General features: G+C 36.6%; 24 protein-coding genes. 12 read left to right on the top strand and 12 right to left on the bottom strand.

All coding sequences use genetic code 11. From position 1 onward, the window contains the following. Positions 1-10 precede the first annotated feature (10 nt). The gene (locus ACF3OC_RS04935; protein ID WP_392471028.1) at positions 11-1,375 is read left to right on the top strand and encodes a pyridoxal-phosphate dependent enzyme; all 1,365 of its coding nucleotides are present in this window, start codon (positions 11-13) and stop codon (positions 1,373-1,375) included. Positions 1,376-1,421: 46 nt separating this feature from the next. Further along, on the top strand, positions 1,422-2,126 hold the full coding sequence (locus ACF3OC_RS04930; RefSeq protein ID WP_094255058.1) for an FkbM family methyltransferase: 705 nt from the start codon (positions 1,422-1,424) through the stop codon (positions 2,124-2,126). Positions 2,127-2,188: 62 nt separating this feature from the next. Here ACF3OC_RS04930 and ACF3OC_RS04925 read toward each other — a convergent pair whose 3' ends face one another. The 8 genes from ACF3OC_RS04925 to ACF3OC_RS04890 all read right to left on the bottom strand — a co-directional run bounded on the left by ACF3OC_RS04925 (position 2,189) and on the right by ACF3OC_RS04890 (position 11,765). Then, positions 2,189-2,494: a septum formation initiator family protein gene (locus ACF3OC_RS04925; protein ID WP_094255059.1), complete on the bottom strand. Its 306-nt coding sequence runs from the start codon at positions 2,492-2,494 to the stop codon at positions 2,189-2,191. A 210-nt stretch (positions 2,495-2,704) separates the two neighbouring features. Then, a complete protein-coding gene (gene eno / locus ACF3OC_RS04920) occupies positions 2,705-4,003 on the bottom strand; it encodes a phosphopyruvate hydratase (protein WP_094255060.1) in 1,299 nt (432 codons plus the stop codon). Between the two features lie 297 nt (positions 4,004-4,300). Further along, positions 4,301-5,401 (bottom strand): glutamine-hydrolyzing carbamoyl-phosphate synthase small subunit, encoded by a 1,101-nt coding sequence (gene carA, locus ACF3OC_RS04915; RefSeq protein ID WP_392471026.1) that lies wholly within the window; start codon positions 5,399-5,401, stop codon positions 4,301-4,303. 291 nt (positions 5,402-5,692) lie between these two features. Then, complete coding sequence (gene rseP, locus ACF3OC_RS04910; RefSeq protein WP_392471024.1) at positions 5,693-7,003, bottom strand: RIP metalloprotease RseP; 1,311 nt, start codon at positions 7,001-7,003, stop codon at positions 5,693-5,695. Positions 7,004-7,032: 29 nt separating this feature from the next. Next, complete coding sequence (locus tag ACF3OC_RS04905) at positions 7,033-8,196, bottom strand: 1-deoxy-D-xylulose-5-phosphate reductoisomerase (RefSeq protein ID WP_094280888.1); 1,164 nt, start codon at positions 8,194-8,196, stop codon at positions 7,033-7,035. A 14-nt stretch (positions 8,197-8,210) separates the two neighbouring features. Continuing rightward, the gene (locus tag ACF3OC_RS04900) at positions 8,211-8,999 is read right to left on the bottom strand and encodes a hypothetical protein (RefSeq protein WP_094280887.1); all 789 of its coding nucleotides are present in this window, start codon (positions 8,997-8,999) and stop codon (positions 8,211-8,213) included. Between the two features lie 116 nt (positions 9,000-9,115). Further along, positions 9,116-11,236 (bottom strand): DPP IV N-terminal domain-containing protein, encoded by a 2,121-nt coding sequence (locus tag ACF3OC_RS04895; RefSeq protein ID WP_094280886.1) that lies wholly within the window; start codon positions 11,234-11,236, stop codon positions 9,116-9,118. A gap of 190 nt (positions 11,237-11,426) precedes the next feature. Further along, complete coding sequence (locus ACF3OC_RS04890) at positions 11,427-11,765, bottom strand: DUF3276 family protein (RefSeq protein WP_094255066.1); 339 nt, start codon at positions 11,763-11,765, stop codon at positions 11,427-11,429. Between the two features lie 269 nt (positions 11,766-12,034). Here ACF3OC_RS04890 and ACF3OC_RS04885 point away from each other — a divergent pair, with 269 nt between their 5' ends. From ACF3OC_RS04885 to ACF3OC_RS04870, 4 genes are read left to right on the top strand one after another with little or no spacing between them, the layout of a single operon-like run. Next, positions 12,035-12,910: a LiaF domain-containing protein gene (locus tag ACF3OC_RS04885; protein WP_094280885.1), complete on the top strand. Its 876-nt coding sequence runs from the start codon at positions 12,035-12,037 to the stop codon at positions 12,908-12,910. A gap of 8 nt (positions 12,911-12,918) precedes the next feature. Next, on the top strand, positions 12,919-13,959 hold the full coding sequence (locus ACF3OC_RS04880) for a sensor histidine kinase (RefSeq protein ID WP_094255068.1): 1,041 nt from the start codon (positions 12,919-12,921) through the stop codon (positions 13,957-13,959). Then, entirely contained in the window at positions 13,956-14,699 is a 744-nt protein-coding gene (locus tag ACF3OC_RS04875; RefSeq protein WP_094255069.1) for a LytTR family DNA-binding domain-containing protein, read from the top strand. The genes ACF3OC_RS04880 and ACF3OC_RS04875 overlap by 4 nt, the downstream gene beginning before the upstream one ends. Before the next feature lie 20 nt (positions 14,700-14,719). Then, positions 14,720-16,156, top strand: a complete 1,437-nt coding sequence (locus ACF3OC_RS04870; RefSeq protein ID WP_094280884.1) for a serine hydrolase — start codon at positions 14,720-14,722, stop codon at positions 16,154-16,156. Between the two features lie 309 nt (positions 16,157-16,465). On the opposite strand, the gene ACF3OC_RS04865 is transcribed toward ACF3OC_RS04870, so the two are convergent. The 3 genes from ACF3OC_RS04865 to ACF3OC_RS04855 all read right to left on the bottom strand — a co-directional run bounded on the left by ACF3OC_RS04865 (position 16,466) and on the right by ACF3OC_RS04855 (position 18,346). Further along, positions 16,466-16,840, bottom strand: a complete 375-nt coding sequence (locus ACF3OC_RS04865) for a RidA family protein (protein ID WP_094255071.1) — start codon at positions 16,838-16,840, stop codon at positions 16,466-16,468. A gap of 75 nt (positions 16,841-16,915) precedes the next feature. After that, positions 16,916-17,344 (bottom strand): AraC family transcriptional regulator, encoded by a 429-nt coding sequence (locus tag ACF3OC_RS04860; RefSeq protein ID WP_094255072.1) that lies wholly within the window; start codon positions 17,342-17,344, stop codon positions 16,916-16,918. A 504-nt stretch (positions 17,345-17,848) separates the two neighbouring features. Beyond that, positions 17,849-18,346 carry a hypothetical protein gene (locus tag ACF3OC_RS04855; protein WP_094280883.1) on the bottom strand — a complete coding sequence of 166 codons (498 nt, stop codon included), beginning with the start codon at positions 18,344-18,346 and terminating at the stop codon, positions 17,849-17,851. Between the two features lie 133 nt (positions 18,347-18,479). Between ACF3OC_RS04855 and purN the strand changes: the two genes are divergently transcribed. Beyond that, positions 18,480-19,055, top strand: a complete 576-nt coding sequence (purN, locus tag ACF3OC_RS04850; protein WP_094255074.1) for a phosphoribosylglycinamide formyltransferase — start codon at positions 18,480-18,482, stop codon at positions 19,053-19,055. A 55-nt stretch (positions 19,056-19,110) separates the two neighbouring features. Here the strand turns inward: purN and ACF3OC_RS04845 are convergent, their stop codons facing one another. Continuing rightward, entirely contained in the window at positions 19,111-20,301 is a 1,191-nt protein-coding gene (locus tag ACF3OC_RS04845) for an esterase (RefSeq protein ID WP_094280882.1), read from the bottom strand. Between the two features lie 138 nt (positions 20,302-20,439). Here ACF3OC_RS04845 and purH point away from each other — a divergent pair, with 138 nt between their 5' ends. The 5 genes from purH to rimK all read left to right on the top strand — a co-directional run bounded on the left by purH (position 20,440) and on the right by rimK (position 25,441). Continuing rightward, positions 20,440-21,966, top strand: coding sequence for a bifunctional phosphoribosylaminoimidazolecarboxamide formyltransferase/IMP cyclohydrolase (gene purH / locus ACF3OC_RS04840; protein ID WP_094280881.1), 1,527 nt, complete (start codon positions 20,440-20,442; stop codon positions 21,964-21,966). A gap of 124 nt (positions 21,967-22,090) precedes the next feature. Beyond that, the gene (locus ACF3OC_RS04835) at positions 22,091-22,705 is read left to right on the top strand and encodes a hypothetical protein (RefSeq protein ID WP_094280880.1); all 615 of its coding nucleotides are present in this window, start codon (positions 22,091-22,093) and stop codon (positions 22,703-22,705) included. A 141-nt stretch (positions 22,706-22,846) separates the two neighbouring features. Continuing rightward, positions 22,847-24,025: an AIR synthase related protein gene (locus tag ACF3OC_RS04830; RefSeq protein ID WP_094280879.1), complete on the top strand. Its 1,179-nt coding sequence runs from the start codon at positions 22,847-22,849 to the stop codon at positions 24,023-24,025. A gap of 8 nt (positions 24,026-24,033) precedes the next feature. Further along, positions 24,034-24,465, top strand: a complete 432-nt coding sequence (locus tag ACF3OC_RS04825; protein WP_094280918.1) for a RimK/LysX family protein — start codon at positions 24,034-24,036, stop codon at positions 24,463-24,465. A 40-nt stretch (positions 24,466-24,505) separates the two neighbouring features. Then, entirely contained in the window at positions 24,506-25,441 is a 936-nt protein-coding gene (rimK, locus tag ACF3OC_RS04820; RefSeq protein WP_094255079.1) for a 30S ribosomal protein S6--L-glutamate ligase, read from the top strand. The last annotated feature ends 51 nt before the right edge of the window (positions 25,442-25,492 follow it).

Below are 25,492 nucleotides of genomic sequence, written 5' to 3'. Positions count from 1 at the left end.
AAATTCACCTATGTGGTATAACAACATTTTAGAAACCATTGGGAACACTCCCTTGGTTAAACTAAACAAGATAACGCAAAACTTAAAGGGCACTATTTTAGCCAAAATTGAAACCAGCAACCCTGGGAATTCCATTAAGGACCGTATGGCTTTGAAAATGATCGAAGATGCGGAGGAAGCAGGTCTCTTAAAACCTGGAGGTACCATTATCGAAGGTACATCAGGTAATACCGGGATGGGATTAGCTATGGCGGCAGTGGTCAAAGGTTATCGTTGTATATTCACTACTACGGATAAGCAGTCGAAGGAAAAGATCGATGCTTTACGCGCATTTGGTGCTGAAGTTATTGTCTGTCCAACCAACGTAGATCCGGAGGACCCTCGCTCCTATTATTCTGTTTCAAGCCGTTTGGAGAGAGAAGTTCCAAACGCGTGGAAGGCTAACCAGTATGATAATTTATCCAACTCCAAAGCTCATTATGAGCAAACAGGTCCAGAGATCTGGGAGCAAACCGAAGGTAAGATTACACACTTGGTTGTAGGCGTAGGAACGGGCGGCACCATCTCAGGAACAGCTAGGTACCTCAGAGAGAAGAATCCTAATATTAAGGTTTGGGGTATAGATACCTATGGCTCCGTCTTCAAGAAATATAAAGAAACCAGAATTTTTGACAAGAATGAAATCTATCCATATATCACAGAAGGTATTGGGGAAGACTTTTTGCCAAAAAATGTGGATTTCAGCCTTATTGATTTATTTGAGAAGGTGACTGACAGGGATGCAGCATTGATGACGCGCGATTTGGCGAGAAAAGAAGGAATTTTTGCTGGTAACTCTGCGGGAGCGGCTGTTGCAGGACTAATGCAATTAGGAAAAGATCTTAAAGAGGATGATGTGGTTGTGGTTATTTTCCATGATCATGGATCTCGCTATATGGGTAAGATGTACAATGAAGATTGGCTTCGTGAGCGTGGCTTCTTAAAGGACGAAAAGTTGACTGCAAAATCCATCTTGAAGAAGCGTGGCGAGCAGGCTATCATAACAGCAGATGCAAACCAAACGGTGTTGGAAGCTTTCAATACCATGAAGTCTTTAAATATTTCTCAGATTCCTGTAACCCAACAAGGTATGGTCATTGGAAAGGTTACTGAATCAGATATCCTGACGGCTTTATTGGAGAATCCATCCTTGAAATCCTCAGCAGTGGAAGATATTGCTACCAAGCCATTTCCATTTGTGGATTTGAATACATCCATTGACAAAATATCTGGATTGATCAACAAAGATACGCAGGCCGTATTGGTGGAAGATGAATTAGGCAGGATCAATATCATAACACAATATGATATAATTAATCCCATTTCAGAAGTTTAGGATTTTTCCATTTTTTGGGTATATTTAAAATTATCTACCAAAAAGAATGGAAAGAAACGACAAACTTAAAAGATTAGAATATTGGGTAAAAGCACGTATTGGCAAGATAGCATTTATTGACGTTGAAGAAAAACGTGCTAAGGAATGGTATGGTAATGGCTATGGCGGTTTTTATGTAGACCCTAGCCTAGTCCCTGACAATGCGATAGTTTATTCCTTTGGAATCGGAGAAGATATTTCCTTTGATAAAGCGATCATAGCAAAGCATGGCTCGAAGGTGTTTGGTTTTGACCCGACGCCAAAATCCATCAATTATGTTCGCAATAATGAAACCCCGGAGCAGTTTTATTTTCATCCTTATGGCTTAGGTGAGAAAACCGAAATGGTAACTTTCCACTTGCCCAAAAACAAGGATCATGTTTCAGGAAGTGTATACGACCATAGTCTAGTCAACGAGAAGGATTCTGTGGAGGTTCTTTTAAAGGATTTTAACGAGATTGTAAAGGATTTGGGGCATACACACATTGATGTCTTAAAAATGGATATAGAGGGTTCAGAATACGTTGTAATGGATGGTATTTTGAATTCAGGAATACCGATCAAACAGATACTGGTTGAAACCCACGAGCGCTTCTTCGAGAATGGTAAAGAAAGAGGCAAGAAGTTCTTTAAGCAATTACATGATCATGGCTATAGGATCTTTGCCATATCAGACACCTATCAAGAAATATCATTGGTAAAAAGTCATTAAGACTATAAGGATAACCTTATTTATACACAAAAAAGAGCTTGGAAATAATCCAAGCTCTTTTTTTAGTTATTTTCTGGAGCATCTATTTCGGTAAGGATATAGACATCTTCATGGTCTTTTTTCATTTTATATTTTTCGCGGGCAATCCTTTGAATTTCACTTTGATTGAACTGCACGTCTTTAATGGATTGGGAAATGCTTTCAATTTCGTTGGTATAGTATTCCTTTTCTTTTTCCAGCTTTGTTTTTTCTGTTTGAAAATTATACTGGGTAGTAATATCGTAACGGTCGAAAAAGCACATCCAAACAATGAATGCAACTCCGGCGATTAGATATTGATTACGAATAGTATTAATAAAGCGTTCCATAGGCTCAACCAAAGAAATTTAAATTCGGTTAAAGATAACTATTTTAGGATGAACAAAACAAGGATAGAATCAGGATTATCAAATAATTAAATTAACCTATGTGGAAAAATAATACTATCATGAAGATGATGTATCCTAGGTAGGTAAAAAGTGAATTTATTCCATAAAAAAAAGGAACCGATTGGTTCCTTTTCCTATTTAATATGATAATTATTTTTTCGGAGCGTATTTAAAATCTTTTCCGATGAACTTAGCGTTGTTGCCTAATTCTTCTTCGATACGCAACAATTGGTTGTATTTCGCGATCCGGTCAGAACGAGAGATAGAACCAGTTTTGATTTGACCACAGTTTAAAGCTACTGCTAAATCTGCGATTGTAGTATCTTCAGTTTCTCCAGAACGGTGAGACATTACAGAAGTATAACCGTTTGTTTGTGCTAAGTGAACCGCATTGATTGTCTCAGTAAGAGACCCGATTTGGTTAACTTTTACCAAGATTGAATTTCCGATACCTTTGTCAATACCTTCTTGAAGACGTTTTGTATTTGTAACAAATAAATCGTCACCAACTAGTTGAACACGGTCACCGATTTTCTCAGTTAACAATTTCCAACCTTTCCAGTCATCTTCCGCCATACCATCTTCGATAGAGATAATTGGGTATTTAGCAGTTAATTCAGCAAGGTAATCAACTTGTTCTTCGATAGTACGAACTGCACCACCTTTACCTTCGAATTTAGCGTAGTCATATTTTCCTTTTTCGAAGAATTCTGTAGAAGCACAGTCTAATGCTAAGCAGATTTCTTTACCTGGTTTGTAACCAGCTTTTTTGATCGCTTCAAGGATTGTTTCGATAGCATCTTCCGTACCTTCGAAAGTTGGCGCGAAACCACCTTCGTCACCTACAGCAGTAGATAAGTTACGGTCATGAAGGATTTTTTTCAAGCTATGGAATACTTCAGCACCCCAACGTAACGCTTCAGAGAAAGATTCAGCACCCACTGGCATGATCATAAACTCTTGGAAAGCGATAGGAGCATCAGAGTGAGCACCACCGTTTACAATGTTCATCATTGGCAAAGGAAGCGTATTTGCATTTACTCCACCGATATAACGATATAATGGTTGACGGCTTTCTTGAGCTGCTGCTTTAGCTACTGCTAAAGAAACCCCTAAGATTGCGTTTGCACCTAATTTACCTTTGTTTTCAGAACCGTCTAAATCGATCATTAATTTATCGATTGCATTTTGTTCAAATACGTCAACACCTTCTAAAGCTTTAGCGATTTTAGTATTTACGTTTTCAACAGCTTTCAAAACACCTTTACCTAGGTATTTCTTTTTATCACCGTCGCGTAATTCTACAGCTTCGTGTGCACCTGTAGAAGCTCCTGAAGGAACTGCTGCACGGCCAACAAAACCGTTTTGCGTTGTTACATCAACTTCTATTGTAGGATTTCCGCGCGAATCTAAAATCTGGCGCGCATGTACGTCAATTATCAAGCTCATTTTATCTGTGGTTTATTTAAATATCTTACTTAGTGTATTTAAGACACTAATATAGCAATAATTCTTTCTTAATCAAAAATATGAAAAAATCTAAGTCATTCGCCTTATTTGATAGAAAAATTACCATCATCGAGGAATTAATATTAATAAAATCATAAATATTAGGAAGCTAAGGTCTAAGGAATTATTTCGACACTTTCCTACCGTAACATCTGTATTGCCATAACACTGGAAAATGAAGGATAAAAAAAAGGTCGCATCCTTGCGGATACGACCTTTTCTAAAATTTTATATTATTTATGATTTTACCATGGCGATAAAATCATCGAATAAATATCTAGAATCGTGAGGACCTGGAGAAGATTCAGGGTGATATTGTACCGAGAATGCATTCTTACCTTTCACACGAATACCTTCAATAGAGTTATCATTTAAGTTTACGTGAGTGATCTCAACTTTGTCTGATTGTTCAATATCCTCAGCCACTACCCCAAAACCATGGTTTTGAGAAGTGATCTCACATTTATTAGCGATAATATTTTTTACAGGGTGGTTGATACCTCTGTGACCATTATGCATTTTTTGCGTTCTGATATCATTTGCTAATGCTAAGATTTGGTGACCAAGACAAATCCCGAACATTGGTTTATCAGCAGCTAAGATATCTTTAACAGTTTGAATTGCATAATCCATTGCAGCTGGATCACCAGGACCATTAGAGATAAAGTAACCATCAGGGTTCCACTCCTGCATCTCCGCGAAGATAGTTTTTGCTGGGAAAACCTTAGCATACACTTGGCGTGAATCGAAATTTCTCAGGATGTTCTTTTTGATACCTAGATCTAATACAGCGATACGCGTAGGAGCACCTTCTTCGCCATAATAATAAGGTTCTTTCGTTGAAACTTTAGAAGATAGTTCTAAACCATCCATAGAAGGAACTTGAGCCAATTGCGCTTTCAATGCATTCTCATCTAGGTTCTCCGAAGAAATAATTGCATTCATAGCACCTTTACTACGAATATGGCGAACTAAAGAACGCGTATCAATATCTGAGATACCGACTAAATTTTCTTCTTCAAAATAGTTTTGAATGGATTGATCAGCCATTTTACGGCTGTAGTTAATGTTGTAGTTTTTACAAACTAAACCTGCAATCTGAATTTCTTTAGATTCTTCATCTGCATCATCGATACCATAATTCCCGATATGCGCATTGGTAGTCACCATGATTTGTGCATAATAGGAAGGATCTGTAAAGATCTCTTGGTAGCCTGTAGTTCCAGTGTTGAAACAAATTTCACCTGTGGTAGTACCGATTTTACCTGCGGCTTTACCATGAAAAACTGTTCCATCCTCTAGGACTAAAATTGCTGGCAATTTGCTGTAGTTGGTCATTCTTATTTCTAGTTAAAACGTATTCACTAAATTAATGATTGATTTTCTTAACACCCAAACATAAAAAAAGCCCAAACGGGCTAACAGATCAATTTATATATTGACGAGAAGTAGAAACTACTTTTTGATTCGCTATCGGGTAGAAGGTCTCTTTCATTTTTATCGGGAGACAAAGGTACAAATTATTTTAATTCGCAAACAATTGTTTTTTATAAATTATCTCAATTCCTAATACACGAAAAAACCCCCAGATGTTTTACACCTTGGGGCTTTTCTTTTATTTTATTGGAATTACTTCGTCAATTTGAAAATATCATTTCCAAAGACAAAGATCATTAAAGCCACAATGATAAAGAAACCCACAATTTGAGCTTTCTCCAAGAACTTGTCGCTTAATGGTTTTCCTTGAATCATTTCTACTAAAAGGAAGATCACATGTCCCCCATCCAGTGCTGGAATAGGTAAAATATTCATAAAGGCTAAAGCCATAGAAAGCATACCTACCAAGCTCCAGAATTTCACCCAGTTTACCTCTGTTCCGAACATCGTTGCAATCCCTACAGGGCCAGATAATGCCTTGTCAGCACGAACCTCACCTTTGAAGATCTTACCAAAACCTTTGATATTATCCGTAATAACCGAGAATGCTTTGGCAGTTCCGATAGGCAAGGATTCCATAAATCCATATTGATATTGAACAACTGGTAGGTTAGAGAAACCTAATACCGAGGAACTATCAGCTGCTGCCTTAAGAACCATCGGGCTTCCCTTACGAACTACATCCAAGGAAACTTCTTTATTTTTGTTGGCTGCTAATTCTGATTTAAACTGATCCAATTGTTGTACTTGCAAGCCATTGATAGATACGATGCTATCTCCTACCTGCAATCCCATTTTATCCGCACGGCTTCCTTTTTCCACCAAAGTGATTGGAAGCATCTTGAACATAGGTTGAACCAATTCATTCTTCTTATGTTCAGAAACATCATTCAAGATATCTTTTGGCAAAGTAATATCTAATTGTTGCCCTTGGCGTTCAACGGTCAATACCGCATCCCCCATCAACACATCAGAAGTCAATAAGTCCTGGTAGAACAAGTTTGCTTTTTTACCATTTACGGCAAGGATTTTATCGCCTTCCTTAAGACCAACTTTTTCACCGATAATACCTGGCTTAACCCCATATAACTGGGTATTGTTTAAGTCAGTTGTACCATATTTGAAGGTCAACATCCAGAAAACAATAATACCTACAATCACATTGACGATAATACCACCAAGCATGACAATCAATCTTTGCCAAGCCGGTTTAGAGCGGAATTCCCAAGGTTGAGGTTCGCCTTTCATTTGCTCTGTATCCATCGATTCATCGATCATACCTGCAATTTTCACATAGCCCCCCAATGGTAACCAGCCAATACCGTATTCACAGCCTTTATAATTGAATTTGAATAATTTTACACCCCAGGCATCAAAGAAAAGATAAAACTTCTCCACCTTGATTCCGAATGCTCGAGCAGCTAAAAAGTGTCCAAGCTCATGCAAGATGATTAATAATGACAAGCCTAAAAGTACTTGCCCAACCATGATTACAATTCCCATCTATTATATTTTTATTAATTTATTTAAATTTATTTAATTCGTTCTATTAAACTTCGTGCCACAGTTCGGCTTTCTAAATCGAACTGCAAATAATCCTCTAAACTTAACGTTTTTTGTGATTTCACCTGACACAATGTCTCCTCAATCACCTCACTCATTTGTACAAAGCCTACTTTATCTTGCAAGAACGCTTCAACCACAACTTCATTGGCACCGTTTAAAACACAAGGTGCATTTCCCCCTTCTTCCAAAGCTTGAAAAGCAAGTTTCAGGTTCTTGAAGACTTGTAAATCTGGCTGTTCGAAGGTAAGATTTGGATAATCCAAGAAATTAAATCTCTTAAAGTTATTTTCGAAACGTTGCGGATAAGTTAAGGCATACTGAATTGGGAGTTTCATATCCGGAAGGCCCAATTGAGCTTTTAAAGATCCGTCTTGGAACTGCACCAAGGAGTGGATGATGGATTGCGGGTGTATAATTACATCGATTTGGTCATAGTCCAATCCGAATAACCATTTCGCCTCTATAACCTCCAGGCCTTTATTCATTAGGGAAGCCGAATCAATAGTGATCTTTGCTCCCATGGTCCAGTTAGGATGTTTTAAAGCCTGCGCTTTGGTAACCTGCAAGAGGTCATTCAAAGTTTTTCCACGGAAAGGTCCCCCAGAAGCGGTAAGGATGATTTTTTCAATAGGATTGGCTTCTTCACCAGCAAGGCATTGAAATATTGCAGAATGCTCCGAATCAACGGGAAGCAATTTGACCTGATGTTTCTCTACCAAGGAGGTAATCAATTCACCAGCGACAACTAAAGTTTCCTTATTCGCCAAGGCGATATCTTTTCCCGACTCAATTGCAGCAACCGTAGGTCTAAGACCAGCTGCACCTACTACAGCCGTAAGAACGATATCGATATCGTCTCTTTTCATGGATTCTACCAGCGCATCTTCGCCGAACAGCACTTCAATCCCCTTCCCTGCCAATTCCTGTTTCACTTTTTCGAAGGCGGCTTGATCGCAAAGAATTACGGCTGCTGGCTTAAATTTTAAAGCCTGTTGAATCAACAAGTCAGCATTTTTTCCGGCAGATAAAACAGTAATTGAAAAATGATCAGGATATAGTTCTACTACTTCTAAGGTCTGTGTACCGATACTCCCTGTAGAACCTAATATGGCTAATTTTCTTTTACTCAAAACTTAAATGATTTTTAAATAATGTTATCCATAAGGGAAGGGTCAGAACCACCCTTATAGGCTTTCATCATATCAATATACACAATTGACATGACAAGACTAACCACGGGAATAATAACAAAGGCATTGATAAGGCTCAAAATCTTTGAAACTAATGAATAACCCATGTATTCCGTACCTAATTGTAGTAGATGAGTGAATGCAACGATAAATATTATTGTCAGTAATTTCAACACATTCCCTTTGGTCATTGCCAAGCTGAAACGGTATGATTTGAACGTATTGAAGCCATTCTCAAGAATAAAGAACGGAAAGAATGTGGTTCTGATCAATACAAACAACATAATCAATCCGGTTAAGAAAGGATGGATTTCGGTTTGAACAGTATTCATATTTACCCCAAGATATAACAGCGGGAATAAAAGGACATACATCACGATATAAACCACGAAGGCGATCAAACTATATAAAAGCAGACCCAAGATATAGTAACAGAATTGCGGCATACTAGGAAGGTAATCCATGATACCATGACTTTTTTCTTCCTTGGCTAAAAATATTGCCTTCTTTAGAAGTACCAATTGCAAGCTGAAATAAACCCCAACAAACAATAATAACAAGCAGATTTTAACCAAAAGATTGGAAGAATCCAGATACAATGCTAGAAAGGAAGAAAGGTTGGAAGTTACAAAAAGTAAAAAGCAGAGACCGGCGATAGAAATATAATTCCGCATCAGGATATCTACCGCTCTTAAAACAACGTCGTTAGCTTTAAATGTAATGTCTTTAAGAAAATCTAGCATGTCATAAATAATATTGCAAATATGATAATTTTTTTCGGTGGAATCAATTATCTGAAGGCGGTTATCACATAAAAAAAGGCTAAGAAATTACATTCTTAGCCTAATTAAAACTTTTATTATTTCAAATTCTCCGGAATTGGTTTTTCCAGAAGATATTGATAATAGAATCTTGTTCTTTCCTTGAAATCATAGGCACTTTTTGAGCGTTCAAAACCGTGTCTACTTCCCGGATAAATCATTAATTCAAAAGGTACAGCTCTACTGGTAAGCGCATCCACCAATTGAATGGTATTCTGCATATGAACATTATCGTCCATATCACCATGCATAATTCTTAAACGGCCTTTATATTGATTTACATAAGGTAAAATAGAACCGTTTTTATATCCTTCAGGGTTAGATTGAGGGGTATCCATCCAACGCTCGGTGTAGTGGGTATCATATAATTCCCAACTTGTTACCGGAGCACCAGCAATACCGAAATCAAAATAATCGGCACCTTTGGTCAATGCTAAACAAGTCATGTAACCACCATAGCTATGGCCAGTCATCAATAATTTGTTTTTAGCCACATAAGGTTTAGCTTTCAACCATTTCGCAATGGTGATATAGTCTACCAATTCCCAGTTACCTAAATTTCTATGCATCCAAGCGACACCTTGTTTACCAAAATGACCAGATGCTCTGTGATCAGCTTCAATCTGGATAACACCTTCTTGAGACCAAAATTCTCCATTCACGCCTTTCCACGTATTTTTTACCGTTCCCGCATCAGGACCACCATAAATGCTCATGATAACTGGATATTGCTTTGACTCATCGAAATCCGTAGGATACGTGATGATCACCGGAAGGTTGAACTTGCCATCCTCAGAAGGAACGGTCAAGTATTCGCGTTTTGCTACTTTATAATTTGCAAAATCATCAGCTTTGCTATCCGCCAATTCCTTCAATACTTTGCCTTTGTTATCAAGCAAAGCGACCTTATTTGGAGTCAGGATATTGGAATAATTTGTAATGAAGTATTTTCCATCAGGAGAAACCATTACATTGTGCGTATAATCTCCGAAAGTCAATCTCTTCATATTCTTGCCATCAAAACCAATACGGTAAAGATCTTTGGTTGCGGAGTTTTCTTTTCTAGCGGAGAAATATAGCACTTTGCCCTTCTCGTCGATATGTTCGATAGCTGTCACTTGCCAATCACCTTGAGTAATAGGATTCACTAATTTTCCATCCAGGTTATACAGGTAATAATGTGCCCAACCAGTTTTATCCGATTTTAAGATATAATGTTTGTTATCTGCTAAATAAGTGATTCGCTCATCATGGTCAAGATTGATCCATGTAGGTTGATCTTCATTATAGATTTCAGATTTTTGACCTGACTGTGGATTTACAGCATAGAATTTCAAATTATTTTGCTCTCTATTCATCCACTGAACCATGATAGACTTGCTATCAAAGCTCCAGTATGGTTGACCAAAATATTGATCGTCTTTTTCGTTAAAATCAGCCCATACAATTGGAGAGCCTTCAGCTTTCACGAATCCAACTTTTACTTCAGGGTTTGGATCACCAGCTTTCGGGTATCTGGTTTCTTCCAAGTAGCCATGTTGCCCTTTTGAAACATAAATTGGGAACATAGGTACCTTGGTATCATCGAAACGCATAAAAGCAATTTCTTCACTGTTTGGAGACCACCAGAATGCACGGTAGTTTGTCGGACGACCTAAGATTTCTTCATAATACACCCAAGATGACCAACCGTTATAGATCACATCTGTACCATCGTTGGTATAGCGAATCTCTTTACCTGATGCTATTTCGAGCCCATATAAGTCACTTTTACGGGTGAAGGCTACATATTTACCATCTGGGGATAAAGTAGGGTTTTGTTCATCAACTTCTGGGGATTGGGTAAGTTGCTTGGCTGGAGAGTCAGGATATTGGATATAAACATCTTTATCCTTGATAAATACTCGTGTAGACGTATTGACAGGGTAGCTATAACTTTCTCTTTTACCAGATTTAACATTGACTTTATAGAGTTGATTATTTGCTCTTTCAATATAATGATTAGCATCTGCCCAACCTTCGAATCGACTAATAGTTTTAGTTAAAGAGGGAGCTTGGTTCCAAGCTTGTTCAAAAGAAAGTTTCTTAGTTTGCGCGATTGTCGCATCTGTGGAAAGGATGAACAGAGCGAAGCAAGCCGCAGAAAACAGTTTATTCATATGTGATAGTTTGTAATTTGATTCAATAAACTTCGAAAATAGGAAATTCATATCAATCTGTTAAGAAATGCCTGTAACATGTTTAACGAAATCGATCGCGTAAAATTCGAAGGGATTAAATTGGTTATTAGAAATATAAAAAGAGCCACTAAATGATTAGTGGCCCATTAATAATGTATTCAAAACTAAATTAAAAAGAGTAATTGTCTTTTTGTACTAGCTCGCCATTGTTTTCAAAACCTTGATCGTCTTGATTTGGCTCATATCTTTTTTCCACAACATCCTGGTTCGCTTTAATGTATTCAACTACATCTTGAAGTCCTTCAGCAAACTTTTCAAAGTCTTCTTTATAAAGGAAGATCTTGTGTTTGATGAACTGTCCATCTTCGAAGCGTTTTTTGCTTTCTGTAATTGTCACATAATAATCGTTCGAGCGAGTGGCTTTCACATCAAAAAAATAAGTACGTTTGCCCGCTCTCACCTTTTTTGAAAATACCTCTTCACGCTCTTTATTGTCAAAATCTCCCATTAGATTAATATAAAATTTAAGTTTAACCCTCTATTTTCAGTCATAAATATATAATAATTAATTTCAATCATCCAAATTTTATTTAAAAATTATTATTATAATAATTAAAATATTGCTACAAAATTGAGGTTGTCTTAAAAGAGATTTGAGTTTTTACCGACTAATTCTCGTATTTCACCGAAAAAAATGCCCAAGAGACCTATTAGCTCTGTTGCTATGCTTATATTCGCTATACTTTTGAGTAAACTAATTCAAAAGGAAACAACATCATGAACAATCAAACAACGAAAACAGATTACGGAAAGCCACCAAAAAACAATAAATCTTCGAATTTAGTTGGGTTTATCATCGTTTTTTTAGGCGTAGCCATTCTTTTTAAGAACATGAATATGGGTAACATCATCCCGAACTGGATGTTTGGATGGGAAACTATATTGATCATTATCGGTCTAGTAATAGGGGTAAATTCAAAATTCGAAAAGAAATCTTCGATTGTCCTTATTATTATAGGTTCGGTATTCTTACTAAAAAATGAACTTGATATCCACTTAGGAAAATTCATAATTCCAGCTGCAGCAATCGCATTAGGCTTTTACCTGATCAATCGTAACAAAAGCAACCCGCAATTGCCTCCAACAACTCCTCCGCAAAACGATGAGTATGACTGGGATAGACGTGTAAACCAAGATCAACCAGGAAATACCGATGGATCAAATAATCCATCGTCAACAAATCCTAATGATTCCTATGCTCAGGCCAGCGGTACTGAGCATAGACCTTATGGAAGAAATTTCTTACCTGACTTTGAAAACTATTTAAAGGTGGACAATTTCTTTAGTGATACTAAAAAAGTAATCCTAAGCAAGAACTTCTTGGGCGGAAATATTACCTCTGTTTTTGGTAGCACTCAATTAAATTTCTTACAAGCGGATTTGAAACAACCGGTAGTAATTGATACTTTCCAACTTTTTGGAAGTACAAAAATCATTGTTCCAACCAACTGGAAAGTATATTCTAATGTATCTTCTATTTTTGGGGAAGTTGATGATAGAAGACCGATGATCGAAGTGGTTACGGATGAAAACAAGAAAATTTATATCACAGGAACCTCTTTATTTGGGGGATTAACGATTAAGAACAGTTAGTTTAAGGCATGCAAAAACCCATTAGTGAACAATCCAAACGCTATGTAATCCATGCCTCATCGTGGATTATTTGTGTTTTATACTTTCTTATAGTTTACGGGCTATTGCTATGGTCCAATATCGCCAAAGTGACTGCAGCTTATGACGCAGTGATTGGTGCCTTGACCATGACAGGTATTTCATACCTCATCTACAGTACCTTGCAGTTTTATCTTCCAAACAACAAGAACTATTGGAAGCTGTTTTCCATGGCTGCAATTTTTTCAGCAATCAGTGTGCTCATCATCCGTATCTTGATTATTCAGGTAACTCCTGATGACAACCTGGTTTACCTGGACTTTTCCCTACCCTTTCGTTTTGTAATCAATTTCCTGATCATTACCTGTGTAATGACGATCAATATTTTCTGGAACATCCAGGAAGAATTAGTTTTTAACAAGAGAAGAAAAGATGAAAGTGAGCGCATGGTTCGTGATGCCGAATTATATAATTTAAGACAGCAATTACAACCTCACTTTTTATTCAATAGCTTGAACTCCATCATCGCCCTGATTGGTAGCAAACCTACTGAAGCGCGGAATATGGTTTTTCAATTATCAGATTTTTTGCGCGGAACCATGCGCAAGGATGAGAAACAATTTACAAGTGTTGAAGAAGAAATCAATCACTTAAGCCTATATTTGGATATAGAAAAAGTGCGTTTCGGCCACAGGCTGAGCACTGAGTTTGAATATGACGAGGAGGTTTTTAATGCAAAAATTCCTGTTATGATTCTTCAACCCTTAGTAGAAAATGCGATTAAATTCGGTTTATATAATGTAACTGATCAAGTAACTATTAAAACGCGTATATATTTAGAGAACAATCTGCTGACCATTGAAATCAGTAATCCATTTGAAATGGATCAACCGGAACAGAAGAAAGGAACTGGATTTGGTCTTACCAGCATTCAGCGAAGACTATTCCTTCTATTCGGCAGAACTGATTTATTGCAGACAGCGGTTGACGGAAATACATTTATATCCACCCTAAGAATCCCACAATTATGATAAAGACAATCCTTATTGACGACGAACCATTGGCACGTAGTATGGTGCTGGAATATTTAAAAGAACATCCTGATTTTGAAGTATTGGCTGAATGTAATGATGGATTTGAAGGTGTGAAAGCCATTCAACAACACCAGCCAGATTTAGTATTCCTGGATATTCAAATGCCTAAATTGACAGGTTTTGAAATGTTGGAGCTATTGGATAATCAACCTCATATTATCTTTACGACAGCATTTGATGAATACGCGTTAAAAGCTTTTGAAAAAAATGCGATTGATTATTTATTGAAACCTATCCGTCCGGATCGTTTTCAAAAAGCTATTGATAAATTCAAGGCTTCCTTTGGGACGCAACAAGCTCCAAAAATAGACTCTGCTAAACTTCAGGAAACTATGGAAGAAGATAGTTCATTGGAGCGTATTGTGGTAAAAACAGGAAACCAAATCAAGATTATTCCAGTTCAACAGATTAATTTTTTAGAGGCCTATGATGATTATGTAAAGATTCATACTCCTGATGGCATGTTTCTAAAAAATAAAACTATGAGCTCATTTGAAAAACAATTGGATGGAAAACAATACGTTCGTGTTCACCGCTCCTTTATTGTTAAAGTGGACCAATTGCAGAAGATTGAACCGATGGAAAAGGATAGTTATATAGCCACTTTATTAACTGGTGAGAAGGTAAATATTAGTAAATCTGGATATGCACGCTTAAAACAAGTTATAGGTTTATAATTTGTTTTGTATTTTTGGGCATGAGTAAAAAAGCATTCAACTTCCTCATTATCCTTTTATTAACATCCTCTGGGTTTGCAAAAGCCCAAACTATTGATGAAAACAACAATAGGGCGGTTTTTAATCGTATTGAGTATTTTTACAATTCGCAACAAACGGATTCCATCTACAACTTAGCGAGTGATTCATTTAAAGAGGGGATCAGCCTTGACAAGATGAAAAGCTTGCTGGAGAACCTATATACACTTGGGAAAATTAAAAATGTTACCAAGGAAGCTTTCAGCAAGGGAATTGCAACTTACAAAGTAGAACTTGAACAGACGACTTTTAGCATGTTATTATCTATTGATTCTACCATGCATTATAATGGCTTTCAGATAAAGCCTTATGAAGCCAAGGCTGTTCCACAGAAAGAGGAAATCATCTCTAATGTAGAAGCAAAAAGCCCTTTGGATTTGTATGTGGATTCAGTAGCACGGAAATATGCTAAAAATGGAAATGCACATTCCTTGTCGGTTGCAATAATACACCAGAATAAAATCAACACCTTCTTTTACGGAGAAACGACCCCTGGAAATAATAGCCTGCCTGATGCAAATACCATTTATGAGATTGGTTCAGTAACTAAAACTTTTACAGCGACCTTATTGGCTGAAATGGTAAATAAAGGAATATTATCATTGGATGACTCCATTGCTAAATATTTACCTGACTCGGTAGCTCAGAATCCAGACATTCAAAAAATAACATTCAAAATGCTTGCGAACCACACTTCAGGACTCCCTAGGTTGGCCAGCAATTGGAATAAGGTTCCGAAGTATTCAGATAGTGACCCCTATGCTGTTTATGATAAAAAAGCTTTATACTCTTATTTAAAGGACTACAAGGCGAGCAAGGAAGCAGGATTGGAATATGAATACAGCAATCTTGGATTTGGATTGTTGGGAGATTTACTATCTACAATTAGCAAGAAACCTTACATGACGATGGTCAAGGAAATGATCCTTACACCATTGGAGATGACAAACACTTCGGATAAAATAAATCCAAAGGATAAAAATATTGCACCTCCATTTGATGATAAAGGCCAACAAGTTCCATTTTGGAACTTTCAATCCATGTCAGCAGCTGGTTCATTAAAATCAAGTCTTAACGACCTTCTACGCTATACTCTTGCACAGTTGACTTATCCGGAGACAGAGGTTCAAAAGGCGATGAATCTGACCAAACAGTTTACTTTCTTAGTACCTCCGAATGGAGATATCGGTTTAGGATGGCATATGAATATGTTGGATGGGGTGATTTATTACCATCATACGGGTGCTACAGCGGGATCCAATTCATTTGTAGGCTTTGTTCCAGATGAACACTCCGTAGTTATTCTATTATCCAATTCCAGCAATGGTTTGGGAGAAATAGGAATTGAATTACTTGAGAAAGTTTTATCAACCAAATAGTCTATTTTATTTAAGACAAGCTGAATAATAGCTTAGAAAACGATAAAAAATAAAGGGGAGGATTCTTTCGAATCCTCCCCTTACTTGTTGTTTAGTTCTCATTAAAATTTGTGTCTTTGAATCAATTCTGTTTAGTGAATAGATTTCTTGATGTAATTCCAAGTAAGAATTAAAAACCAATCGCTATTTCAATCGACATTGAGTTAGAAACTTTTATTAAAGAAATGATTATCTAATTAATAATCGTTTCTAAACTCAATATATAGAATGAAAAGGAATATGCGGGTTTAATAAAATGTGTGCATACTGTTAAACTTCTGCTATTAGATCTACTTCAATTTTAAATCCATGTCGCAATTCAGGAACTGTAATGACAGTTCTCGCTGGTTTATGCTTTCCAATAAAGTCTGCAAATAAGGCGTTAAATTGGGGACAAAATTTAACATCACTTAGATAGGCTGTCACCTTCACAATTTTGTGCAAACTACTTGAAGAGGCTAATAGGATATTTTCAATATTCTGAAATACTACAGTAAACTGACTTTCAAAGTCTTCATCTTCGTAAAGTTTTCCGTCAGCTGAAATTGGTAGTTGACCAGAAACAAATAATAGATGATTTGACACAATAGCTGTACTATAATGTCCGTTTGGTTTTGGAAGGCGATTACCCTGTAATATTTTCATGTTAAACAATTGTTTTATATCCGCTTATTACAAAATAAACCTATGCTTAAAATTTAAAATAGAACGAAATTAGCGTCAGTTCTTCTGAAGCTCTTTAGGCAAGAATCCAATCATTTGACGAAAGTACCTCGTGAAATGACTTTGATCTGAAAACCCACACAAAAAAGCTATCTCAGTTAGCGAATAACCGCTAATATACATGAGTTCCAATGCTCGAATCATTCGTATCTTCCTCTGGTACAGCAGTACTGTACTCCCAGCATATTTTTCGAAATATTTCGATATTGTTACTTTATGTACTGAGCAAAGCTTGGATAATTCATCCAAAGAGATCTGCTTGTTCCAATGGTCTTTAATATAATCTTTGACAATATACACCCAATCAGGAAACTGGTTAGAAACCAATTTCTTTTGAGGTCCCAGGTCAAGTGAATTAATTAAAGACTCCACCGCAATAAAAGATTCTTTATCACGGTAATTTAATTCCTTATAAATGTTAATCATAAATAAATAAATACATCAACCAAATTGTAATTTAATTGGCCCTTACAATATTCTATTCTTGGTTGGTTGATACTCGCAAAGACAGTATTTTTTTGAAAATGTTTAATGCAGCTTGAAAATATTTTCTTACTTAAATCGCCGATTGAACTTGTACTATCCTGCAGGAAACTAAAAACAACTCATTCCCAACAGTTTAACGATTCCTAGTTAGTAATATTATCAATAGTTTTGCTCCAAATGATCTCTAAAAGATGGATCCTAGTTTTTCTTTTTAGGTATTCATTATTCGCACATTTCATTACCCTACATAAATTTCATTTAAAAAAAACAATAATCTCAATGCTAGATATCAAATTTTACTACCAATCAAGAATAGTTTTTTCCTTTAAAACTTTTAACGATGTAAATATATGAAAACAATTAAATAAATAATATCAATTTGTTTTATTAAGAAAATTTTAATAATAAAAAGTAATTTCTGAAAAGTTTAACTTTTTGATAGTTCTAGTCCTGTTTTTCAAGGTATAATAGGAGTTTTTCGGCCTTATTTTCGCCGTCAAATTGTTTGATTATTTGTAGAGATTTAGCTTCATAAATATAGCTGGATGGAAAATTCTTTGGATTGAATTTTAGGATAAATTCTCCCTCAGGATCGTAAATAAATTTAACCCGCTTATCAGATTTTAACGGTTTTGCGAACATATTGATGAAACCATCCACCAATGGCTTCTCTTGCATAGAGATAAAATAGAAGTCCACATCCTCCCGAATCTTGCCCAATGACTTTCCAATACCTTGTCCTAACTCTTGACAATGCCCACAACCTGGATCGAATAATATAAAAACTTGAGTATGTTGAGTGTTCAATGAATCAGAGGTGAATATAGCGCCAGTATTCATGTCAATAAACTTAGAGAAAGCAGGAATTTTCTCGGGGATCTGGGCGATGGCGAAACCAACAGATGCAAATACTAAAAACAGGGTAAAGATAAAATTCATCATAACTGAAAAATTAAGCTAAATGATCCTAAATCTAACAAATTTGCCTCAATGTTGCAGCAAATTAGGCCTTTATTGCAAAAAATCAGCTATATTTGTCAAATAATTATTTAAATATCTCAAACGATAACACACTGTGAAAAAGCGTATTGCTATTTTTGCTTCAGGTTCCGGATCAAATGCCCAAAAAATCATGGAGCATTTCAAATATTCTGACAGCGCTGAAGTTGCCTTAGTTTTAAGTAATAATCCAGATGCATATGTTTTACAACGTGCAGACAACTTTGAAATCCCTACTCACGTATTTGATAAACATGATTTCTATCAAACTGATGAAATCGTTGACCTATTAAAAAGACTTGAAATTGATTTAGTTGTTTTAGCTGGCTTCCTATGGTTAGTTCCTGAAAACTTGTTAAAAAGTTTTCCTAATAAAATTATTAATATACACCCTGCCTTATTACCAAAATTTGGTGGCAAAGGCATGTATGGTGACCGTGTCCATAAAGCAGTATTGGAAGCAGGAGAAGATGAGCATGGTATTACCATTCATTTTGTCAACGAGAATTTTGATGAGGGTGAAATCATCCATCAGGCAAGGTTCAGAGTAGATCCAGGAGATACTTTAGAAATCCTTAAATTCAATGGTCAACAACTGGAACACACGCACTATCCTAAGGTCATTGAAAACCTTTTAAAAAAATATAATTAATATAACTATCGATTATATAAGCAAAGGCCGAAGCTAACTTCGGCCTTTGTATTTTTTATTTACCTACTGGTTTGAAAAGATGACTTGTAAATTCCACTAAGTAATCTCTCCAATTTGACCAGGTATGTCCACCTTCTGATTCGTGATACACATATTCCATTTTGATGCTATCAAGTTTTTTTCGGAAATCAACACCAGTTTCATATAAAAAGTCCTCCTTCCCCATTCCTATCCAATATAACTTGTAGCCATTTTTATTTTGTGTCAATAGATTTTGTTCAAAATTATCATAGACATCTCTTTTTATCTTATCATTAATTCTATAAGCTGCAGAAAACAATCCCACATAATCAAAGGTATTTGGATAATAACTGGAGATAAATAGAGAATGAGATCCACCCATGGACAATCCTGCAATCGCTCTATTGGCTTTATTCTTTTTAACCCGGTAGTTCTTCTCAACGAAATTGATCACTTCAGCAAAGTTGGTCTCCATATCACCTGACCCTACATCAGGAGTAAAAAACTCAATTTTATACTCACCTTTTTCCGAATTACCTGGAGCCGCTGAATTACTGGTATGTCCATTTGGCATAACCACAATCATGGGTTTTACTTTACCTTCAGATATTAAGTTATCCATGATCTGTGAAACCCTGCCTAAGGTTGGCCAAGCATCCTCATCTCCCCCCATTCCATGTAATAAATAAAGGACTGGAAACTTTTCCTTGGACTTCTCATAACCTGGAGGAGTATAGACTGTCATTCGGCGTTCCGCATTATTAATGGCAGATGGATACCATTGTTTAATCATGGATCCATGAGGAACTGCCTTAGTTTTATAGTATTCTGCATTACCTCCATTTGTAATAAAGTAATTGAATACATTGCTTACATCCCTTACTTGGTAAACATTCAAGGGGTCATTGATACGAACTCCATCTATAATAAAATTATAGAGGTATAAATCAGAGCCGATGTTATTCTGACTCACGGACCACAGGCCTGAAGCATCTTTTTTCATTTCAACTTGCGGTGCAGCTTGAGAGGTCTGCTTCATCCAATTTCCGGTTAAATAAACAGAATTTGCCTTTGGTGCTACGAGGTTGAATGATACGGAATTGTCTGCGGAAACAATCGGGGAAGCCGTTTTTATTTCTTTGGCGCCTATATTTTCTTGAGCACTTAATTGACTGCTGCAAAGGCCCATCGATACGGCTAACAATAGGAGGATGTTTTTTCTCATGTTTAAGTCTTGTTTTTAAATTGGGTACTCCAATATACTAATTATTAAAGATTGTTTAACCGCATAGTTATAATTAGGTAACAAAATTGAGAAAAATAGATTTTAAATTTTTATCTTTGCGGCTCCAAACAAAGCACAATGAATCATCCTGTTAAGATTAAAAATGCATTGGTTTCAGTTTATTACAAAGATAACCTTGCACCTCTAATTCAACTACTAAACAAATACGGAGTTACATTTTATTCCACTGGTGGAACTGAGTCATTTATCCGTGATTTAGATATCCCTGTTGAGCGTGTTGAAGATTTAACTGGTTACCCATCAATTTTAGGTGGCCGCGTAAAGACTTTACATCCAAAAGTATTCGGAGGAATTTTGTCTCGCCGTCCTTTGGATGACGACAAGAAACAATTGGAGGAATACCAAATTCCAGAGATCGATTTAGTAATTGTAGATCTTTACCCATTTGAAGAAACTGTAGCTTCTGGTGCTTCAGAGCAAGATATTATTGAAAAAATCGATATCGGCGGTATCTCTTTAATCCGTGCAGCAGCGAAAAACTTCAATGATGTTGTAATTATCTCTTCGAAAAACGATTACAAAGAACTTGAAGAAATATTAGCAGCTCAAGAAGGTGCTACTTCTTTAGAACAACGTAAATCATTCGCAAAACGCGCTTTCAATACTTCTTCGCATTACGATACTGCAATTTTCAACTATTTTAATCAGGAAGAACCATTAGACGTTTTCAAACAGTCTGAACAAAATGCTCAAGTATTGCGTTACGGAGAAAACCCACATCAAAAAGGTGTTTTCTACGGAAACCTGGATGCTATGTTTGATAAATTAAATGGTAAAGAACTTTCTTACAACAATTTAGTGGACGTAGATGCAGCTGTTGCCATTATTGATGAGTTTAATGAGCCAACATTTGCGATCTTAAAACATACCAACGCTTGTGGAGTGGCTTCACGCCCTACTATCAAAGCAGCTTGGGAAGCAGCATTAGCTTGTGATCCTGTTTCTGCTTTCGGTGGTGTATTGATCACAAACGGTGAAGTTGATAAAGCTACTGCTGAAGAAATCAACAACTTATTCTTTGAGGTTTTAATCGCTCCTTCATACACTGAAGAAGCTTTACAAATCCTTACTGCTAAGAAAAACCGTATTATCCTTCGTCGTAAAGATGTTAAATTACCTGCTCAACAGTTCAAAACTTTATTGAACGGTGTAATTCAACAAGACAAAGACAATACTGTTGAAGGTCCTGAATTAATGACCGCTGTAACGGAAGTAAAACCTACAGAAGAGCAATTAAAAGACCTTTATTTTGCTAACAAAATTGTAAAACATACTAAATCAAATACGATTGTATTTGCAAAAGATGGTACATTAATCGCTTCAGGTGTTGGTCAAACATCACGTGTTGATGCTTTGAAACAAGCAATCGAGAAAGCACAATCCTTCGGTTTTGACATCAAGGGTTCGGTGATGGCATCTGATGCTTTCTTCCCATTCCCTGATTGTGTTGAAATCGCTGGTGATGCTGGTGTTTCGGCAGTTTTGCAACCAGGAGGATCCATTAAAGATCAATTATCAATTGATATGGCGAATGAAAAAGCTGTAGCCATGGTTACAACTGGTGTTCGTCACTTCAAACATTAATAAAAATATTAGCCTCGGCTATCAAATAAAGCCCATTGTAAAAATTTACAATGGGCTTTTTGTTTATTCTTAATTCCTTGGAATTATTTTTGCACCCTCCCTACCAAACTATTAATAAAAACATATGAAATACCTAACAATATATTCCGTAGCGACCATCCTTGCTCTCAGTGCTTGCCAAGGAAATAAAAATCAAGGTACTAATCAAGCCAATACAAGCAGCAATCAGGAAAGTCCAATAACGGACAGTAGTGCGAATGTTCAAAGCACAGATTCTACCCTAATCGTTCGAGAGAACTTTGAGAGAATCAATGGCATTAAAGAGTGGGATAAAATAGACTCCGCACAAATTCACGAGTCTACAGAAGGCGGTGTTGCCACCTATTTCTTTAAAAACAACAATCTTGAATTAATCAAGGTCAGAAACTATGGTGAAGGGGGTTATTTATTACAAGACATGTATTTAAAGGATAACAAACTATCTTTTGTATATGAGCAAATCTATAATTACAACACCCATATCATTGACCCTAAATTTGATATGAAGCAGACCAAAAAAGCTGGTGAAGCCAGATATTATTATTTCGACGATAAACTCTTCAATATCATTGCTACTGACAAGGAAAACGAAAAATACTTGAAGGAGGATACACGTACCGACAGCAATATGAAACGTTTATTCAGTCAATTGATCAAGGTCAAGGACAATGGTTTTAATCCTAAAGGCATTTCTGAATAAGCAATCACAAAGACTTATATAAAGGATATTACTTAAGATAACTCATGAATGGGGTTATCTTAAGTAATATATTCAAAGACAAACCTCTCTAAACGAAATATTTTCGCAATAATCGAGAGGTTTGTTTATTTTTGCAGCACGATGTCAGATTTAAAATACAACCAACGAGGTGTATCCGCAGGGAAAGAGGATGTACACAACGCAATCAAAAACATTGATAAAGGATTATTTCCGAAAGCTTTCTGTAAGATAGTACCGGATATTTTAGCAGGTGATGAGCAATATTGCAACATTATGCATGCTGATGGTGCCGGAACAAAATCTTCTTTAGCGTATGTATATTGGAAAGAAACTGGAGATGCATCGGTATGGCGTGGTATCGCGCAAGACGCGATCATCATGAACCTGGATGACCTATTGTGTGTTGGAGCTATTGATAATATTATTCTTTCATCTACCATTGGTAGAAACAAAAACCTGATTCCTGGAGAAGTTATTGCTGAAATCATTAATGGAACTGAAGAAATTCTTGCTGAACTAAGAGAATTGGGTATCGGTATTTATTCAACTGGTGGTGAAACTGCTGATGTTGGTGACTTGGTGAGAACCATTATCGTAGATAGTACCGTAACTTGTAGAATGAAACGTGAAGATGTGATTTCCAATCACAAAATCAAGGGTGGAAATGTGATTGTCGGACTTGCATCATACGGAAAAGCAAGCTATGAGAAAGAGTACAATGGCGGAATGGGATCCAATGGGTTAACTTCAGCACGTCATGACGTTTTCAGCAAGTATATTGCAGAGAAATATCCAGAGAGCTTTGACCCAGCGGTGCCATATGATTTGGTATTTGCAGGTGGAAAAGCATTAACGGATCAAATTAAAACCGAAACAGGTGAAGAAGTGACAGCAGGAAAGTTAGTATTGTCTCCTACTCGTACCTATGCACCTGTTATCAAGCAAATTCTGGACAAATACCGTAGCCAAATTGATGGTATGGTTCACTGTTCAGGAGGTGCACAAACTAAAGTATTGCATTTTGTAGACCATGTACATGTGATCAAGGATAATCTTTTTCCAATCCCTCCATTATTTGAATTGATTCAAAAAGAATCCAATACAGAGTGGCAAGAGATGTACAAGGTATTTAATATGGGACACCGCATGGAATTATATGTTGCAGAAGAAATTGCGGCTGATATTATTCAGATTTCAGAGTCATTTGGAATTCCTGCCCAGATTATTGGACGTGTAGAATCTTCAGAGAAGAAACAGGTGACCATCCGTTCAGCATTTGGAGAATTTGTATACGAATAGATTTGGCTGTGAAAGGTAAGAAAACCATTGGCAGAACAGAAGTTATCGATCTTCCGGAACTTGGTCTTTACAATATCCATGCAAAGATAGATACCGGCGCGGAAACATCCGTTCTACACTGTGAAGAAATGGAAGTGGTCAAAAAATCCGGCCACTTATATATTACCGCCTATATCAGACCTGATGAAAACAGCGAAAAGACCTTGAAACTGACTTTCCCGGTTCACCGTGAAAGAACAGTCAAAAGCTCTTTTGGACAATCGGAGATACGCTATATCTTTTTGACCAAGATCCGCATGTTCAACCAGCTATATGATATCAAATTGTCCTTTCGAAATCGATCAGCAATGTCCTACCCCATGTTATTGGGACGTAATTTTATTACAGGGAAATTCTTGGTAGATGTATCTAAAAAAAATCTAGCAACTAATATCATATAGAACACGGAACATCGTTTATCTGTTTAACAAATAAAGAATTGTGAAAATAGCCGTTTTATCGACGAATAAGTCATTATATTCTACTCGTAGACTAGTAGAATCTGCCATTAATAGAGGTCACGAATGCGAAGTGATCGATCATAGCAAATGCTATGTAGGCATTCAGCAAGCAAAACCCTCCATTCATTATAAAGGTCAAGATATTGCAGAGGTTGATGCCATTATCCCTAGGATTGGTTCATCAGTTACTTTTTATGGATCTGCTATTGTACGGCAATTTGAGGTTATGGGCGTTATTTCGGCCAATCCCTCACAAGCCATCACCAGATCCAGAGACAAGCTGAGATGTATGCAAATCCTATCAGGTGCTGGTCTTGGTTTACCTATTACAGGATTCGCAAGAACCGCATCCAATGTGGATGATTTGATATCTATGGTAGGTGGAGCTCCTTTGGTGATCAAACTATTGGAAGGAACCCAAGGAATCGGAGTCGTATTAGCAGAAACCAAGAAAGCTGCTTCTTCCGTTATTGAAGCGTTCTATGGTTTAGGAAATAACATCTTGATCCAAGAATATATCAAAGAAGCCAAAGGTACTGACATCCGTGCTTTTGTGGTTGATGGAAAAGTTGTTGGCGCAATGAAAAGAACTGCTAAAGAAGGAGAATTCCGCTCTAATCTCCACCGTGGTGGTACAGCTGAGGTTGTTAAATTAACCAGAACAGAAAGAGAAACTGCGATTGCTGCTGCCAGAGCTATGGGATTAACAGTTGCAGGTGTCGATATGTTGCCTTCAGCCAGAGGTCCTCTTATTCTGGAAGTCAATTCTTCTCCTGGATTAGAAGGTATCGAACAAGCAACGGGAAAGGATATTGCCGGCGAAATTATCAAATATCTGGAAAGACAATATGAAGCTAAACAATTAGCTAAACCTGTTACTACCAGAAGAAAATTGAAAAAAGAAAGTAATCTTTAAGATAGATATGAGATGGCCCAAAGTTACTGGGAAATTGCACAAAAATATATC

This window comes from Sphingobacterium cellulitidis (genome assembly GCF_043187465.1).
Classification (GTDB): domain Bacteria; phylum Bacteroidota; class Bacteroidia; order Sphingobacteriales; family Sphingobacteriaceae; genus Sphingobacterium; species Sphingobacterium cellulitidis.
This window is presented reverse-complemented; position numbering and strand designations above follow the sequence as displayed.

What these genes read in the sequence shown, in the direction of transcription:
- ACF3OC_RS04935 (WP_392471028.1), top strand. Translation starts at nt 11, where the DNA reads ATGTGGTATAACAACATTTTAGAAACCATTGGGAACACTCCCTTGGTT.
- ACF3OC_RS04930 (WP_094255058.1), top strand. Translation starts at nt 1,422, where the DNA reads ATGGAAAGAAACGACAAACTTAAAAGATTAGAATATTGGGTAAAAGCA.
- ACF3OC_RS04925 (WP_094255059.1), bottom strand. Translation starts at nt 2,494, where the DNA reads ATGGAACGCTTTATTAATACTATTCGTAATCAATATCTAATCGCCGGA.
- eno (WP_094255060.1), bottom strand. Translation starts at nt 4,003, where the DNA reads ATGAGCTTGATAATTGACGTACATGCGCGCCAGATTTTAGATTCGCGC.
- carA (WP_392471026.1), bottom strand. Translation starts at nt 5,401, where the DNA reads ATGACCAACTACAGCAAATTGCCAGCAATTTTAGTCCTAGAGGATGGA.
- rseP (WP_392471024.1), bottom strand. Translation starts at nt 7,003, where the DNA reads ATGGGAATTGTAATCATGGTTGGGCAAGTACTTTTAGGCTTGTCATTA.
- ACF3OC_RS04900 (WP_094280887.1), bottom strand. Translation starts at nt 8,999, where the DNA reads ATGCTAGATTTTCTTAAAGACATTACATTTAAAGCTAACGACGTTGTT.
- ACF3OC_RS04895 (WP_094280886.1), bottom strand. Translation starts at nt 11,236, where the DNA reads ATGAATAAACTGTTTTCTGCGGCTTGCTTCGCTCTGTTCATCCTTTCC.
- ACF3OC_RS04890 (WP_094255066.1), bottom strand. Translation starts at nt 11,765, where the DNA reads ATGGGAGATTTTGACAATAAAGAGCGTGAAGAGGTATTTTCAAAAAAG.
- ACF3OC_RS04885 (WP_094280885.1), top strand. Translation starts at nt 12,035, where the DNA reads ATGAACAATCAAACAACGAAAACAGATTACGGAAAGCCACCAAAAAAC.
- ACF3OC_RS04880 (WP_094255068.1), top strand. Translation starts at nt 12,919, where the DNA reads ATGCAAAAACCCATTAGTGAACAATCCAAACGCTATGTAATCCATGCC.
- ACF3OC_RS04875 (WP_094255069.1), top strand. Translation starts at nt 13,956, where the DNA reads ATGATAAAGACAATCCTTATTGACGACGAACCATTGGCACGTAGTATG.
- ACF3OC_RS04870 (WP_094280884.1), top strand. Translation starts at nt 14,720, where the DNA reads ATGAGTAAAAAAGCATTCAACTTCCTCATTATCCTTTTATTAACATCC.
- ACF3OC_RS04865 (WP_094255071.1), bottom strand. Translation starts at nt 16,840, where the DNA reads ATGAAAATATTACAGGGTAATCGCCTTCCAAAACCAAACGGACATTAT.
- ACF3OC_RS04860 (WP_094255072.1), bottom strand. Translation starts at nt 17,344, where the DNA reads ATGATTAACATTTATAAGGAATTAAATTACCGTGATAAAGAATCTTTT.
- ACF3OC_RS04855 (WP_094280883.1), bottom strand. Translation starts at nt 18,346, where the DNA reads ATGATGAATTTTATCTTTACCCTGTTTTTAGTATTTGCATCTGTTGGT.
- ACF3OC_RS04845 (WP_094280882.1), bottom strand. Translation starts at nt 20,301, where the DNA reads ATGAGAAAAAACATCCTCCTATTGTTAGCCGTATCGATGGGCCTTTGC.
- purH (WP_094280881.1), top strand. Translation starts at nt 20,440, where the DNA reads ATGAATCATCCTGTTAAGATTAAAAATGCATTGGTTTCAGTTTATTAC.
- ACF3OC_RS04835 (WP_094280880.1), top strand. Translation starts at nt 22,091, where the DNA reads ATGAAATACCTAACAATATATTCCGTAGCGACCATCCTTGCTCTCAGT.
- ACF3OC_RS04830 (WP_094280879.1), top strand. Translation starts at nt 22,847, where the DNA reads ATGTCAGATTTAAAATACAACCAACGAGGTGTATCCGCAGGGAAAGAG.